The 13,901-nt window shown below is 63.3% G+C and carries 14 protein-coding genes; 7 read left to right on the top strand and 7 right to left on the bottom strand.

From position 1 onward, the window contains the following. Nucleotides 1-3: 3 nt before the first annotated feature. A complete protein-coding gene (locus CXK96_RS11740) occupies nt 4-1,122 on the bottom strand; it encodes a glycerophosphodiester phosphodiesterase (protein WP_102836627.1) in 1,119 nt (372 codons plus the stop codon). A gap of 153 nt (nt 1,123-1,275) precedes the next feature. Here CXK96_RS11740 and folA point away from each other — a divergent pair, with 153 nt between their 5' ends. Next, a complete protein-coding gene (gene folA, locus CXK96_RS11745; protein ID WP_102836628.1) occupies nt 1,276-1,791 on the top strand; it encodes a type 3 dihydrofolate reductase in 516 nt (171 codons plus the stop codon). A 91-nt stretch (nt 1,792-1,882) separates the two neighbouring features. Further along, nucleotides 1,883-2,545, top strand: a complete 663-nt coding sequence (locus CXK96_RS11750; RefSeq protein ID WP_102836629.1) for a YitT family protein — start codon at nt 1,883-1,885, stop codon at nt 2,543-2,545. Between the two features lie 4 nt (nt 2,546-2,549). Here CXK96_RS11750 and CXK96_RS11755 read toward each other — a convergent pair whose 3' ends face one another. Beyond that, nucleotides 2,550-3,005, bottom strand: a complete 456-nt coding sequence (locus CXK96_RS11755) for a metallophosphoesterase family protein (protein ID WP_102836630.1) — start codon at nt 3,003-3,005, stop codon at nt 2,550-2,552. Nucleotides 3,006-3,108: 103 nt separating this feature from the next. On the opposite strand from CXK96_RS11755, the gene CXK96_RS11760 reads away from it, so the two are divergent. Then, nucleotides 3,109-4,227: an NAD(P)/FAD-dependent oxidoreductase gene (locus tag CXK96_RS11760; RefSeq protein ID WP_102836631.1), complete on the top strand. Its 1,119-nt coding sequence runs from the start codon at nt 3,109-3,111 to the stop codon at nt 4,225-4,227. Here CXK96_RS11760 and CXK96_RS11765 read toward each other — a convergent pair whose 3' ends face one another. Together CXK96_RS11765 and ilvD are read right to left on the bottom strand one after the other, a co-directional pair. Beyond that, entirely contained in the window at nt 4,228-5,619 is a 1,392-nt protein-coding gene (locus CXK96_RS11765) for a uracil-xanthine permease family protein (RefSeq protein WP_102836632.1), read from the bottom strand. It abuts the gene before it with no gap. Nucleotides 5,620-5,917: 298 nt separating this feature from the next. Next, nucleotides 5,918-7,756, bottom strand: coding sequence for a dihydroxy-acid dehydratase (gene ilvD / locus CXK96_RS11770; RefSeq protein ID WP_102836633.1), 1,839 nt, complete (start codon nt 7,754-7,756; stop codon nt 5,918-5,920). A gap of 477 nt (nt 7,757-8,233) precedes the next feature. On the opposite strand from ilvD, the gene CXK96_RS11775 reads away from it, so the two are divergent. Then, nucleotides 8,234-9,082 carry an alpha/beta hydrolase gene (locus tag CXK96_RS11775; RefSeq protein WP_102836634.1) on the top strand — a complete coding sequence of 283 codons (849 nt, stop codon included), beginning with the start codon at nt 8,234-8,236 and terminating at the stop codon, nt 9,080-9,082. Between the two features lie 62 nt (nt 9,083-9,144). Here CXK96_RS11775 and CXK96_RS11780 read toward each other — a convergent pair whose 3' ends face one another. Both CXK96_RS11780 and CXK96_RS11785 read right to left on the bottom strand, forming a co-directional pair. Next, the gene (locus CXK96_RS11780; RefSeq protein ID WP_102836635.1) at nt 9,145-10,341 is read right to left on the bottom strand and encodes a class I SAM-dependent rRNA methyltransferase; all 1,197 of its coding nucleotides are present in this window, start codon (nt 10,339-10,341) and stop codon (nt 9,145-9,147) included. Between the two features lie 188 nt (nt 10,342-10,529). Then, entirely contained in the window at nt 10,530-11,069 is a 540-nt protein-coding gene (locus tag CXK96_RS11785) for a type 1 glutamine amidotransferase domain-containing protein (RefSeq protein ID WP_102836636.1), read from the bottom strand. A 117-nt stretch (nt 11,070-11,186) separates the two neighbouring features. On the opposite strand from CXK96_RS11785, the gene CXK96_RS11790 reads away from it, so the two are divergent. The 3 genes from CXK96_RS11790 to CXK96_RS11800 all read left to right on the top strand — a co-directional run bounded on the left by CXK96_RS11790 (nt 11,187) and on the right by CXK96_RS11800 (nt 13,379). Next, nucleotides 11,187-12,050: an HDOD domain-containing protein gene (locus tag CXK96_RS11790; RefSeq protein ID WP_102836784.1), complete on the top strand. Its 864-nt coding sequence runs from the start codon at nt 11,187-11,189 to the stop codon at nt 12,048-12,050. Between the two features lie 59 nt (nt 12,051-12,109). Then, nucleotides 12,110-12,922 carry a bifunctional DNA-formamidopyrimidine glycosylase/DNA-(apurinic or apyrimidinic site) lyase gene (mutM, locus tag CXK96_RS11795; RefSeq protein ID WP_102836637.1) on the top strand — a complete coding sequence of 271 codons (813 nt, stop codon included), beginning with the start codon at nt 12,110-12,112 and terminating at the stop codon, nt 12,920-12,922. Between the two features lie 115 nt (nt 12,923-13,037). After that, nucleotides 13,038-13,379 (top strand): multidrug transporter, encoded by a 342-nt coding sequence (locus CXK96_RS11800; protein WP_102836638.1) that lies wholly within the window; start codon nt 13,038-13,040, stop codon nt 13,377-13,379. A gap of 225 nt (nt 13,380-13,604) precedes the next feature. Here CXK96_RS11800 and CXK96_RS11805 read toward each other — a convergent pair whose 3' ends face one another. Continuing rightward, nucleotides 13,605-13,856 carry a YfhL family 4Fe-4S dicluster ferredoxin gene (locus CXK96_RS11805; RefSeq protein ID WP_045423623.1) on the bottom strand — a complete coding sequence of 84 codons (252 nt, stop codon included), beginning with the start codon at nt 13,854-13,856 and terminating at the stop codon, nt 13,605-13,607. Between the last annotated feature and the right edge of the window lie 45 nt (nt 13,857-13,901).

Below are 13,901 nucleotides of genomic sequence, written 5' to 3' on the forward strand. Positions count from 1 at the left end.
CGGTCAGTTCTGCTGTTGGCGCAGGCGTACGGCAATGTCCGGCTGATCAATGAACAGCCCGTCGATACCGGCATCGAGGAAGGCCAGGATGTCAGCCTCGATATTGCCGCGCTCGGCTGGAGAGTCGCCGTAGCGCAGGGTGGTCGGCAGGAACACGTTCTCGGCGCGGAAGGTGTACGGGTGCACCTTCAGGCCCGCCGCATGGGCGTTCGGCACGAAGTCGGTGGGCTGGCCGAGGTTGCCGTTGGCATCGCGCGGGATGATGTAGCTCTTTTCCGGGCCGACGCCGGCTGCATAGCGGGAGATCGCCTTGAGCCCTTCGGCCGTGGCCATCTGTGCGTAGGTCAGGTCGCTGCCGCGAACCTTTTGATCGTAAGGCTGACCGCCGCCAAACAGCTGGACCAGGCGCAGCTGCGTCATCCGGCTGAGGATTTTCAGGTTTTCCACTTCGAACGACTGGATATAGACCGGCGCGCTGCGGCCCGCGTAGCCGTTGCGATGAAGAACGCTGACCAGCGGCTTCTCCATCGCCAGGCCAAGTTTCTGGAAGTGCGTCGGGTGCTTGGTTTCCGGGTACAGGCCGATGCGGCGGCGCTCGCTTAGCTGCAGGGTCTTCACCAGATCGATGATTTCCTGCAGCGTCGGGATTTCCAGGCTGCCGTCCATTCGCGCGTTACCCGGACGGATCGTCGGGATGCGCTCGATGGCGCGCAGTGTCTTCAACTCGGCCAGGGTGAAGTCTTCGCTGAACCAGCCGGTGAGATTCACGCCATCCACCCTCTGCGTGCGCTTGCGGTCGGCGAACTCGGGGCGTTTCGACACGTCGGTGGTCAGCCCCAGCTCGTTGTCATGACGGGCTACCAGCTGGCCGTCGCGGGTCATCACCAGATCGGGCTCGACGTAATCTGCACCCTGCAGGATCGCCAGCGCGTAAGAGGCAAGCGTGTGCTCGGGCACGTAGCCGCTGGCGCCACGGTGGGCGATGATCAGCGGATGGGGTTCATCGCGCCCGTGCTTTGCGGCAACCGAAGCATCGGGTGTGGCGGCAAACGCGGCGACCGGCAGCAGCAGGCTGCAGGCGGCAAGCAGGTGGCGCAGGGTAAGGCGGCTGTGGCGGGCCATTGCGGGCGTCTCCATGGAAGGGGAGCGGTTAGCCTGAAGCGTGAGAATGACGACAGCTTGACGCTTCGGTAAACCGGATATGACCGTTCGATGATGCTGACGTGTATCTGGCGGCGCTGACTGCCCGGCGGGCGCTCTGCTATCCTCGCGGCTATGAATCAGACCTCTCTTCCCCTCGCAATGATCGCAGCCCTGGCGGATAACCGCGTCATCGGGCTGGACAACAAGATGCCCTGGCATCTGCCGGCCGACCTCAAACACTTCAAGGCCATGACCCTCGGCAAGCCGATCATCATGGGTCGCAAGACCTGGGATTCGCTTGGCCGCCCACTGCCGGGGCGGCTCAATCTGGTGGTCAGCCGTCAGCCCGATCTGCAAGTCGAAGGTGCTGAAACCTTCACCACGCTGGATGCTGCGCTGGTTCGCGCCGAGCAGTGGGCGCGTGAGCAAGGCGTCGACGAGCTGATGCTGATCGGCGGCGCGCAGCTCTACACCCAGGCCCTGGGTCAGGCGCAGCGGCTCTATCTCACCCGCATCGAAGCCAATCCCGCGGGCGACGCCTTTTTCCCCGTCTATGACGAAGCTGACTGGGAACGTGTCGACAGCGAGGCACACCCGGCCGAGGGTGAAACGACGGCATACCGCTTCGAGACCTGGCAGCGGCGCTAAGCCCGTCACCCTACGCTTCCTTGACTGACGCCAAGTCCTGACCTGGCGTCAGTGCTTATGCTTTCCGTCCGCTCCACACGAGACACTTTCCATGCACAACGACAAGCCGAGCCCAGTGCAATGCGACGCTGAGCAGGCGGAAACCATTGCGCCGATATTCGTCCGCCATCCGCTCTGGGAGGACGCCCTCGCGCTGCTCTTGGGCACCGCGATGGTGGCGCTGGGGATCGCCTTCTACAGCCACGCCGGGCTCTTGACCGGCGGCACGGTCGGTCTGGCCTTTCTGCTCAAGTATTTCGCCGGCTGGCCTTTCGGGCTGGTGTTCTTCACCCTGAACATTCCGTTCTATCTGTTGGCCATCTGGCGCATGGGCTGGAGCTTCACGTTGCGCACCGTGATCGCGGTGGGACTGGTGTCGCTGCTGGCCGAGCTGACGCCGAACTGGATCCGCTTTGCCGAGCTGAACATCTACTACGCGGCGCTGTTTGGCGGTTTCGCCATGGGCGTCGGGCTGCTGATGCTGTTCCGTCATCGGGCCAGCCTCGGCGGGGTAAACATCCTTGCGCTGTTCCTGCAGGAGCGCATCGGCCTGCGCGCCGGCACCTTTCAAATGGGCATCGATGCGTTGATCGTGCTGGCGGCGGTCTTCATCGTGCCGCTGGATAAGGTTGCGCTCTCGGTGCTGGGCGCGGTGGCACTGAATCTGGTGCTGGCGATCAATCACCGCAGCGACCGTTACACGGGCGTGAGCTGAGCGCTTAACCCAGCGTCACCAGCTGCGCGCGCGGCTGGCCGTCCTCGATGTCCAGCAGCGCCAGGCTGATGGGTAAGGTGAAGCGGCGGCGGCCTGCGCTTCCCGGGTTGAGGTAAAGCACGCCGTTGACCTGCTCGATCTTCGGTTGGTGCGAATGGCCGGCAATCACCACGTCGACCTGCTCTGCAATCGGGTCGATGCCCATCGTCTTGACGTCGTGGGTGACGTAGACGCGCAAGCCGCCGATTTCCAGGTCCAGATGCTCCGGGACCTCCGCCGCCCAGTCACCGCTGTCGACATTGCCGCGGATCACATCGAGCGGCGCCAGTGCGCGCAGCCCCTCTAAGACCTCGGGTTTGCCGATGTCGCCGGCGTGGATGATGCGCTCGCAGCCTTGTAGCGCCGCGAGGGCCTCAGGGCGCAGCAGGCCGTGAGTGTCGGAGATGATGCCGATGCGCATGGTGGCTCCCGTTTTCGAAATTGCCTGAGGGTTGGGCAAGCGAGACTTGGCCCTGGTTCGATCTTGCGGCAGTCTGGCGCTCGCCTAAACGAAGGGGAAACAAATGGAGCAGGTCGATTGCGTGGTCATCGGGGCCGGCGTGGTGGGGCTCGCAGTCGCGCGGGCGCTGGCCCTGGCCGGGCGCGAGGTGTTGATACTGGAAGCCGAAGCGGCCATCGGCACCGGCACCAGCTCGCGTAACAGCGAAGTCATTCATGCCGGCATCTACTATCCGCAGGGTTCGCTGAAGGCAAGGCTGTGCGTGGCCGGTCGCGACGCGCTTTATGCCTTCTGCGAGAGCCACGGCGTTCCCTGCTGGCGCTGCGGCAAGCTGATCGTTGCCACCGATGATTCGCAGCTCGCGGGACTCGATGCGTTACAGGCGCACGCCTTGGCCAATGGCGTAGACGATCTGCAGCGGCTCAATGGCGCTGAGTTGAAAGCATTGGAGCCGCAGCTCAATGCCGTGGCTGGCCTGCTGTCGCCCAGCACCGGGATCGTCGACAGCCACGCCTTGATGCTGGCGCTGCAGGGTGATGCCGAAGCCGCGGGCGCGCTGCTGGCCTTGCTGGCACCAGTGGAGGCTGTCGAGGTGATGGATGACGGCTTGAAGCTGGACGTCGGCGGGGCTGAGCCGATGACCTTGCTCGCCAAGACGCTAATCAATTGCGCGGGCCATGCTGCCCCTGCGATTGCAGCGCGCACCAGAGGGTTGCCTGTCGACAAGGTGCCGCCGCGCTATTTCGCCAAGGGCAGCTATTTCAGTCTGGCGACTGCCACGCCGTTCCGCCATCTGGTCTATCCGATGCCCGAGCCCGGCGGCCTGGGCGTGCATCTCACGCTGGACCTCGGCGGGCAGGCGCGTTTCGGCCCTGATGTCGAGTGGGTCGACAGCCTCGATTACAGGATGGATGAAAGCCGCGCTGAGGGCTTCTACGCGGCGATCCGACGTTACTGGCCGGCATTGCCCGATGGTGCGCTGCAGCCGGCGTACACCGGCATTCGGCCGAAGATCAGCGGGCCCGGCGAGCCGGCAGCGGACTTCTGTATCGACGGGCCTGCCGAGCATGGCATTGCGGGGCTGGTGAACCTGTTCGGCATCGAATCACCAGGACTGACGGCTGCCCTGGCGATTGCCGATGAGGTCTGCCGGCGCCTCGCTAAGGAAGCGCGGACCGGTTGATCAGACCGGATCCTGCTCCGCACTTGCTGGCGACTCGGGCAGGAACCAGTTCATCACCAGGGCGCAGATGCCGCCGGTGGCCACGCCGGATTCCAGCACGTTGCGCAGCGCTACCGGCAGGTTCGCGAGGAACTCCGGCACCTGAGAAAAGCCCAGGCCCAGCGCCAGCGATACGGAAATGATGAGCAACGCGCGACGGTCCAGCTTGATGCCCGCGAGGATATTGATGCCAGCGGCCGCCACCGCCCCGAACATCACCAGGGCGGCACCGCCCAGCACCGGCTCGGGCACCGCCTGCAGCACGCCGGCGACTGGCGGGAACAGTCCCAAAATCACCAGCATCACCGCGATCCACATGCCGACGTAACGGCTGGCGATGCCGGTGAGCTGGATGATGCCGTTGTTCTGCGCGAACACCGAGCTCGGGAAGGTGTTGAAAAAGCCCGCCAGCAACGAGTTGGCGCCGTTGACCAGCACGCCGCCCTTGATGCGCTGCATCCATAGCGGGCCTTCCACCGGCTGACGCGAAAGCTTGCTGGTGGCGGTGATGTCGCCGATGGCTTCAAGAGATGTGACCAGGTAGATCACCACCATCGGGATGAACAGGCTCCAGGAAAAGCCGAGGCCGAAGTGCAACGGCATTGGCACCTCGAACAGTTCGGCTTCGCGCATGCCGGTGAAGTCCAGTCGACCCAGGTAGGCTGCCAACGCATAGCCGATGGCCAGCGCGATGATGATCGCGCAGCTGCGCATCCACTGCATGGGCAGGCGGTTAAGCACGACGATGGCGGCCAGCACCACGCCGGAGAGCAGCAGGTTTTCGCGGCTGGCAAAGGTGCCGTCGCCCATGGCCGAGTAGCCGCCACCCATGCTGATCAGCCCGACCTTGATCAGCGTTAGCCCGATCATCAGCACCACGATGCCGGTCACCAGCGGCGTGATCAGCCGCTTGATGAAAGGCAGCACGCGCGAGACGCCCATCTCAATGAACGAGCCGGCGATCACTACGCCGAAGATCGCTGCCATTACGCCTTCGACCGGCGTGCCCTGATTGACCATCAGCACGCCGCCTGCGATCAGCGGGCCGACAAAGTTGAAACTGGTGCCCTGAACAATCAACAACCCGGCGCCCAGCGGGCCGAAGCGCTTGCACTGCAGAAAGGTGGCAATGCCGGAGATCACCAGCGACATGGAGACAATGATGTTGGTGTCGCGCGGCGATACGCCGATGGCCTGGCAGATCAGCAGGCCGGGCGTGACGATCGGCACGATGATCGCGAGCAGATGCTGCAGCGCGGCGAGAAAGGCAATCCATGGGCGTGGCCGGTCATCGAGGCCATAGAGTAGCGCTTCGTTCGTGTCGCTCGCGTTGAGCTGTTCGGGGGCGTTCATGGGCATCCTTGCGGATTGAAAAGGAGCGCGATTCTACTGAGCGCTGCCGGTCTCGCACAGGGCAAGCAGCCGGCAACCCGCACTGATCCACGTCGTGAGGTGGCCGCAGTCCACTGCGACAGCACGGTAGAGGCACCCGTCGGGACGTTGGGTCACCGTGCATGCCGACTGGAGGCTGTAGGCGTGTGCCCGGCGGACCAGATGATGGCTCGAGCGTTGGAGCCTCGCTCGCTGTACAGCAGGCATAAAAAAGCCCGACACGATGGTCGGGCTTTCATTGTTGCTGCAACGCAGACGATCAGCCGTCCAGCATCGCCTTGTTGCGCACCGCGCCCTTGTCGGCGCTGGTGGCGAGCAGGGCGTAGGCCTTGAGCGCCGTGGTCACCTTGCGCGCGCGTGGCTGGGCCGGTTTCCAGCCTTGCTTGTCCTGCTCGATGCGGCGGTGGGACAGTTCTTCATCGCTGACCTGCAGCTGGATGCTGCGGTTGGGGATGTCGATCAGTACCTTGTCGCCGTCGCGCACCAGGCCAATGGCTCCGCCCGCAGCGGCTTCAGGCGAAGCGTGGCCGATGGACAGGCCCGAGGTGCCGCCAGAGAAGCGGCCATCGGTGAGCAGCGCGCAGTCCTTACCCAGCCCCTTGGATTTCAGGTACGAGGTCGGGTAGAGCATTTCCTGCATACCGGGGCCGCCTTTCGGACCTTCGTAGCGAATGATGACGATGTCACCGGCCTTCACTTCGTCATTGAGGATGCCTTTAACAGCGCTGTCCTGGCTTTCGAAGATCTTCGCCGTGCCTTCGAACACATGGATGGATTCGTCCACGCCGGCGGTCTTCACCACGCAACCGTCCAGAGCGATGTTGCCGTAAAGCACGGCGAGGCCGCCTTCCTGGGAATAGGCATGCTCGACGCTGCGGATGCAGCCGTTTTCGCGGTCATCATCCAGGCTGTCCCAACGGGTCGACTGGCTGAACGCCGTCTGCGTCGGGATACCAGCCGGGCCTGCCTTGAAAAAGGTGTGTACGGCTTCGTCCTGGGTCTGGGTGATGTCCCACTGGGCGATACCTTCAGCCATGGTGCGACTGTGTACGGTGGGCACGTCGGTGTGCAGCAGGCCGCCACGGGCCAGTTCGCCAAGGATGGAGAAAATGCCGCCGGCGCGATGCACGTCTTCCATGTGGTACTTCTGGATGTTCGGCGCGACCTTGCACAGCTGCGGCACCTTGCGCGACAGGGCATCGATGGCGCGCAGGTCGAAATCGACCTCGGCTTCCTGAGCCGCTGCCAGCAGATGCAGGATGGTGTTGGTCGAACCGCCCATGGCGATGTCCAGGGTCATGGCGTTCTCGAAGGCGCGACGGCTGGCAATATTGCGCGGCAGAACCGACTCATCACCTTCACCGTAGTAGCGCTGGCACAGCTCGACGACGGTACGGCCGGCGCGCAGGAACAGCTGCTCGCGGTCGCTGTGGGTCGCCAGGGTCGAGCCGTTGCCGGGCAGGGCAAGGCCCAGGGCTTCGGCCAGGCAGTTCATCGAATTCGCGGTGAACATGCCGGAGCAGCTGCCGCAGGTAGGGCAGGCGCTGCGCTCGTATTCCGCGACCTTCTCGTCCGAGGCGGTTTCGTCGGCGGCGATGACCATGGCGTCGACCAGGTCCAGGCCGTGGCTGGCCAGCTTGGTCTTGCCGGCTTCCATCGGGCCGCCGGAGACGAACACCACCGGAACGTTCAGGCGCAGCGCGGCCATCAGCATGCCGGGGGTGATCTTGTCGCAGTTGGAGATGCAGACGATGGCGTCGGCGCAATGCGCGTTGACCATGTACTCCACCGAGTCGGCGATGATTTCGCGCGACGGCAGCGAATAGAGCATGCCGTCGTGGCCCATGGCGATGCCGTCGTCGACCGCGATGGTGTTGAATTCCTTGGCGACGCCGCCGTGCTTCTCGATCTCGCGGGCGACCAGCTGGCCCAGGTCCTTCAGATGCACGTGGCCTGGCACGAACTGGGTGAAGGAGTTGGCGATGGCGATGATCGGCTTCTTGAAGTCTTCGTCCTTCATGCCGGTGGCGCGCCACAGCGCGCGGGCACCAGCCATGTTGCGGCCGTGCGTGGAGGTTTTCGAGCGGTAATCGGGCATGACGGTTCCTGCGGCTAATCAGCTGGTCGAGTGGTGCTAATGGTGAGCGTCGCCTGTGCCGCATGCAACGGCAGGTAGCCGTGCGTGCGCAGGGGCCGGATCGAGGCGGGGTATCGCTCGGGCGGCCTGGGCTCATGGCCCGCCGGGGGATAGCGGCGAGGAATGCGGGCGATTCTACGCGCGTTACTGTCAGCGAGCCAAACGGCGCGATTACCGGCGCCCAACCAGGCTGAGCTGACCGCATCAACACTGGAGCTGATGACGCGTTATTCAGCCAGCGCCAAGCGAAGCCGTTCATCCGCTTAACCGGTGCCTGAGGTGGCGCAGTGAGTTTTGCTGGCTAGGGTTGGTTCGGGCTGACTGGCCACCCGTAGTTCAGGATTCGGGCGGGTGGCCTGGGCGGTGCCTTGCGTCGGCTCGGATTTCGAGCAGGCGCCAACGTAGCTTCAGATAAATAGAACAAGAAGAGGTATACACATGCTCGACATCAAACTCGGCGGTATTGCCGCTGCGCTAGCCCTGGCGTTTTGCGGGTCTGCCATTGCTGCTTCGCTGCCGGACACACCCGGAGCGCCGTTTCCGGGCGTGACCAGTTTCGACCGTTCCGGCCCCTACGCTACCACCAGTCGCAGCGAAGGCCCGAACTGCCGAGTCTATCGGCCCGCCACGCTGGGGCAGGGCGGCGTGCGGCATCCCGTGCTGCTGTGGGGCAACGGGACCGGAACGGGGCCATCCGCGTATTCGGGCCTGTTGTCGCATTGGGCCAGCCATGGCTTCGTCGTCGCCGCGGCAGAGACCTCCAACGCCGGAACCGGGCAGGACATGCTGGCCTGCCTCGATTATCTGGTGCAGGAGAGCAACCGCAGCTTCGGTACCTACGCAGGCGTGCTCAATACTGGCCGCGTCGGGACTTCCGGTCACTCCCAGGGCGGCGGTGGTTCGATCATGGCCGGGCAGGATGATCGCGTGAGCGTGACCGCGCCCATCCAGCCCTACACCATTGGCTTGGGGCACGACCCGGCGTCACAGCAGAACCAGAAAGGCCCGATGTTCCTGATGTCCGGCGGTGGCGACACCATTGCCTTTCCCTATCTGAACGCGCAGCCGGTCTATACCCGGGCCAACGTGCCAGTGTTCTGGGGAGAGCGGCGTTATGTCACTCACTTCGAGCCGGTCGGTGATGGCGGGGCGTACCGCGGACCGTCGACAGCCTGGTTTCGCTATCACCTGATGGATGACGAAACGGCCCGCAGCACCTTCTATGGTCGCTTCTGCGGGTTGTGCACCAGTTACTTGTGGAGTGACCAGCGCAAGGGCATCGAGTAAGCGTCCGTCGAAGCCCTCGTACGCGTCTCGGTGCGAGGGCTTCGTCTGTCGTCAGACGCTGATCAGCTGTTGGGCAGGATGCGGCAGGTGATGCTCTTGATGTAACGGGTTTCCGGGATCGCTGGATGAACCGGATGGTCCGGCCCCTGACTGCCGCGTTCGAGCAGTTGGATATTGCGGTCCAGATGCCGCGCGCTGCCGAGCAGGATGTTCTGCAGGTTGTCTTCTTCCAAATGCATGGAGCAGCTGGCGCTGACCAGGATGCCGTCCTTGTTCAGCAGACGCATGGCGGCTTCGTTCAGGCGGCGGTACGCGGCTTCGCCATTCTTGATGTCCTTCTTGCGCTTGATGAACGCGGGCGGATCAGTGATGACCACATCGAAGCGCTCTTCGGCGTTCTTCAACTCCCGCATCGCTTCGAAGGCATCGCCCTCGACGCAGGTCATCTTCTCGGCCACGCCATTGAGCGCAGCATTGCGCTCGACACCATCGAGCGCGAACGCCGAGGCATCCACGCAAAATACTTCGCTGGCGCCGAAGGCCGCGGCCTGCACGCCCCAGCCGCCGATGTAGCTGAACAGATCGAGCACGCGCTTGCCTTTGACGTAAGGCGCCAGGCGCGCACGGTTCATGCGGTGGTCGTAGAACCAGCCGGTCTTCTGGCCTTGCAGCACCGGCGCTTCGAATTTCACGCCGTTTTCTTCCAGCGCCACCCATTCCGGGACCACGCCAAAGGCGGTGTCAACGTAGCGCTCAAGGCCTTCGGCGTCGCGGGCGCTGGAGTCGTTCTTCCACAGCACGCCGCGCGGCTTGAGCACCTGCACCAGCGCTTCGAGCACGGCGTCCTTGTTGCGCTCCATGGTGGCAGAAGCCAGTTGCACCACCAGATGATCGTGGAAGCGGTCCACCACCAGGCCGGGCAGCAGGTCAGAGTCGCCGTAGATCAGGCGGTAACAGGGCTGGTCGAACAGGCGATCTCGCAGCGAGAGGGCGACCTGGATGCGATGCACCAGCAGCGACTTGTCCAGGCTGTGCTTGAGGTCGCGGGACAGCAGGCGGGCGCAGATCAGGTTGTTCGGCGAGACGCCGACAATGCCCAGCGGCTTGCCCCCAGCCGCTTCGAGAATGGCCTGATCACCGGCAGCAAAACCGCTCAGCGGGGTGGCTGCGGTATCCACCTCGTTGCTGTAGACCCACAGATGGCCGGCGCGCAGGCGGCGGTCGGCATTGGCTTTGAGGCGCAGGCTGGGCAGGCTCATCGGGAGGCTCCGGGAAAAGGGCGCGATTATAGGCGAGCGGGCTGACAAAAGCGCTGGCAGGATGCAGAACGGGCAGCCGGTTGGCCCAACGCTGCTGCACGCGGTTGCTTCCAGCAGGTGGCTCTGATGAGGCATCGGTCAGGTCGCGTCGACCGGATTCGCGATGCCTCTGCGCGACGAGGCTGGCGTCAGTCGGCGAGGGCTTTGACCAGCGCTTCGCTGAACGCCGGGATATCGTCCGGCTTGCGGCTGCTGATCAGATGACCATCGACCACGACCTGCTCGTCGACCCACTGAGCACCGGCGTTTTTGAGGTCGTCGGTCAGCGATGGCCAGCTGGTCATCTTCATGCCCTTGACCAGACCGGCCGAGGCCAATAGCCAGGCGCCATGGCAGATCACGGCGATGGTCTTGTTTGCTCGCGCCGCGTCGCGGACCAGCGCCTGAGCCATCTCGTCGGTGCGAATGGTGTCGGAATTTACCACGCCGCCAGGCAACAGCACGGCGTCATAGTCTTCCATGCGAATGCTGTCGAAGGTCTTGTCGACGTGAAACTTGGTGGCCGGTGTGGTGTGGTTCCAGCCGGTGACCTCGCCGTTCGATGACGAAACGATCTCAGCGGTCGCGCCGGCTTTTTCCAGCGCTTCCTTAGGGCCAGTCAGCTCGACCTGCTCGAAACCATCGGTTACCAGGATCGCTACGCGTTTGCCTTTCAGCGAATCGGCCATCTCGTTTCCTCCTCGTCGGATTGCAAAGTGATCTACTTGAATCCGACCATGAACTCGGCCAAAGTTCGCACTCTTTTCTTAGTGGCCTTGTGCTATTCGCAAGGCCTGGCCGCCTCCATGTCCATCGAACTCACCGACGAACAGATCCGCAGCGTGCTGCAGGGGATCAGTGTTCCACCGCAGCCGCAGATCATGGTTGATCTGCAGATGGAACAGGTCATGCCTGATCCCGACCTGCGCGCGATTGCGCGGCTGATCAGCCAGGATCCGGGGTTGTCGGGCGCCTTGCTGAAAACCGTGAACTCGCCGTTTTTCGGCCTTGCCAACCGCATCGCTTCGATTCAGCAAGCCGTCAATTTGCTGGGTTGCCGTTCGGTGATCAATCTGATCAACGCGCAATCGATCCGCGGCGAGCTGACCGATGCCGCCATCGTCACGCTCAATCGTTTCTGGGATTCGGCGCAGGACGTGGCCAGCACCTGTCTGGCGCTGGCGAAGCGGATCGGTCTTCCGGCACCTGATGAGGCCTATACCCTCGGTCTGTTTCACAACTGCGGCATCCCGCTGATGCTGACCCGTTTCCCCGGCTATATGGCCGTGCTGGAAGAGGCTTACGCCAGCGTTGGTCCCGAGACGCGCATCACCGACATCGAGAATCGGGTGCTCAATACCAACCATGCCGTGGTGGGTTATTTCGTCGCGCGCTCCTGGAAGCTGCCGCAGCACCTGTGTGAAGCCATCGCCAATCACCACAACGCCATGGCCCTATTCCGCGACGAGTGGAGCGATCCGCAGATCAAGACGCTATTGGCGATCCTGAAGATGGCCGAGCACATCTGCGCCTGTCATCGCGTATTAGGTGAGCAGCCGCAAGACCATGAGTGGGATGCCGTGGCGCAGCTGGTGCTCGAATACGTCGGCCTGTCGGAATACGATTTTGAATGCCAGCGCGACATCATTCGCGAACTGGGCGTCGGCTGACCCGGCTGCGCGTTAGCTGCTAAGGTCGCCATCCGGTCCACACTGCATATTTTTCTCTGATGCCCGAACTCCCAGAAGTTGAAACCACCCGCCGCGGTATCGCGCCGCACCTGGTCGGCCAGCGTGTCAGCCAGGTCGTCGTGCGCGAGCGGCGGCTACGCTGGCCGATTCCAGACGATCTCGATGTGCGGCTGTCGGGCCAGCGCATTGAAGGCGTCGAGCGGCGCGCCAAATACCTGCTGATAAAAGCGGAAGTCGGCACCCTGATCGCACACCTGGGCATGTCCGGCAGCCTGCGTCTGGTTCCGGCGGATCAGCCGGTCGGCAAGCACGAGCATGTCGACATCGTGCTGGAGTCCGGCATGGCGCTGCGCTACACGGATCCACGGCGCTTCGGTGCGCTGCTCTGGAGCGATGATCCGCTGAGTCACGTGCTGCTCGCCAGCCTGGGGCCGGAACCGCTGAGTGATGCGTTCGATGGCGAGCGTCTGTACCAGATGTCGCGTGGACGCAGCATGGCGATCAAACCCTTCATCATGGATAACGCAGTGGTCGTTGGCGTCGGCAATATCTATGCGAGCGAGGCGTTGTTCGCTGCCGGAATCGATCCGCGGCGTGCCGCCGGCGCAGTGTCACGGGCGCGCTATATGAAGCTGGCCGTAGAGATCAAGCGCATCCTTGCCTACGCCATTGAACGTGGCGGCACCACGCTGCGTGATTTCGTCGGCGGCGACGGCAAACCGGGCTATTTTCAGCAGGAGCTCTTCGTTTACGGCCGGGGCGGGGAGTTTTGTAAGACCTGTGGCTCGACCTTGCGCGAAATTCGCCTCGGCCAGCGGGCCAGTGTTTATTGCGTACGCTGCCAGCGATGATCTCGCCTGAGTGCGCAGGCGTTGACGTTGTTCACGATCAATAACCGACGGCCGCTGCTATAGTGGCCAACACCACAATTACCTGCCTCGTATCGCCCAGCTGAAGGACCACACCATGAATCTGTTTCGCTCCACTGCTGTTGTCTTGGCCCTGACCACAGGTCTGCTGACGATGCCCGTGCAGGCGCAATCGGTACAGCAGAACGCCAGCGGCGATCCGATGTACACCGTCGAAGCTCCCAAAGCCTTTTCCATCGTTGGCGATCTGTTGATTGCGCGCCCGTTGCTGATCGCAGCCACCGCCATTGGCGCAGGGCTGTTTGTGGTCAGCTTGCCGTTCAGCGCCATGGGCGGCGGCATCAAAGAGGCGGGTCATGCGCTGGTCGTCGAGCCAGGCGCTGCAGCCTTTGCTCGCTGCCTGGGCTGCACCCGCGTCGGCTACAACCGCCAGGACTGAATCCCCGGCCAGCATCGGTCAGTCTGAACTGCGATGACCTGCCATTCACGGCTCCGCCGCTTCACTGCGTGCGGAGCCGTGCTGTTTCCGGGGTTCGATTTGTTTCGCTGGATTGCCTGCAGACGCAGCCAGGCGTGTGAGTGCCAGTCTGTAGCGAGATCGTTTGGAGTTTTAGGCGAGAGGGAGTGCTGACCTCACCGTTCGGGTGAGGCCGCAAAAGATAAATCAGGCCTTTCCGGTGATGATCATGTACTTCTGCATCAGCTCGTCCTTGCTCTCGACATTGCTCTCGTCGAGGGGGATGCAGTCCACCGGGCAGACCTGCTGGCACTGCGGTTCGTCGTAGTGGCCGACGCACTCGGTGCAGAGGTTCGGGTCGATGACGTAGATTTCCTCGCCTTGGGAAATTGCGCTGTTCGGGCACTCGGGCTCGCACACGTCGCAGTTGATACAGTCATCGGTGATTATCAGGGACATCCAGCTGGCTCCAGCTGCGGCATCTGCCGCAGCGCAAGTAATAAC

Source organism: Stutzerimonas stutzeri (assembly GCF_002890895.1).
GTDB classification, from domain to species: Bacteria; Pseudomonadota; Gammaproteobacteria; order Pseudomonadales; family Pseudomonadaceae; genus Stutzerimonas; species Stutzerimonas stutzeri_AB.

Bases quoted from the DNA above. Each gene is read 5' to 3' on its own strand.
- CXK96_RS11740 (WP_102836627.1), bottom strand. From the start codon at position 1,122: ATGGCCCGCCACAGCCGCCTTACCCTGCGCCACCTGCTTGCCGCCTGC.
- folA (WP_102836628.1), top strand. From the start codon at position 1,276: ATGAATCAGACCTCTCTTCCCCTCGCAATGATCGCAGCCCTGGCGGAT.
- CXK96_RS11750 (WP_102836629.1), top strand. From the start codon at position 1,883: ATGCACAACGACAAGCCGAGCCCAGTGCAATGCGACGCTGAGCAGGCG.
- CXK96_RS11755 (WP_102836630.1), bottom strand. From the start codon at position 3,005: ATGCGCATCGGCATCATCTCCGACACTCACGGCCTGCTGCGCCCTGAG.
- CXK96_RS11760 (WP_102836631.1), top strand. From the start codon at position 3,109: ATGGAGCAGGTCGATTGCGTGGTCATCGGGGCCGGCGTGGTGGGGCTC.
- CXK96_RS11765 (WP_102836632.1), bottom strand. From the start codon at position 5,619: ATGAACGCCCCCGAACAGCTCAACGCGAGCGACACGAACGAAGCGCTA.
- ilvD (WP_102836633.1), bottom strand. From the start codon at position 7,756: ATGCCCGATTACCGCTCGAAAACCTCCACGCACGGCCGCAACATGGCT.
- CXK96_RS11775 (WP_102836634.1), top strand. From the start codon at position 8,234: ATGCTCGACATCAAACTCGGCGGTATTGCCGCTGCGCTAGCCCTGGCG.
- CXK96_RS11780 (WP_102836635.1), bottom strand. From the start codon at position 10,341: ATGAGCCTGCCCAGCCTGCGCCTCAAAGCCAATGCCGACCGCCGCCTG.
- CXK96_RS11785 (WP_102836636.1), bottom strand. From the start codon at position 11,069: ATGGCCGATTCGCTGAAAGGCAAACGCGTAGCGATCCTGGTAACCGAT.
- CXK96_RS11790 (WP_102836784.1), top strand. From the start codon at position 11,187: ATGTCCATCGAACTCACCGACGAACAGATCCGCAGCGTGCTGCAGGGG.
- mutM (WP_102836637.1), top strand. From the start codon at position 12,110: ATGCCCGAACTCCCAGAAGTTGAAACCACCCGCCGCGGTATCGCGCCG.
- CXK96_RS11800 (WP_102836638.1), top strand. From the start codon at position 13,038: ATGAATCTGTTTCGCTCCACTGCTGTTGTCTTGGCCCTGACCACAGGT.
- CXK96_RS11805 (WP_045423623.1), bottom strand. From the start codon at position 13,856: ATGTCCCTGATAATCACCGATGACTGTATCAACTGCGACGTGTGCGAG.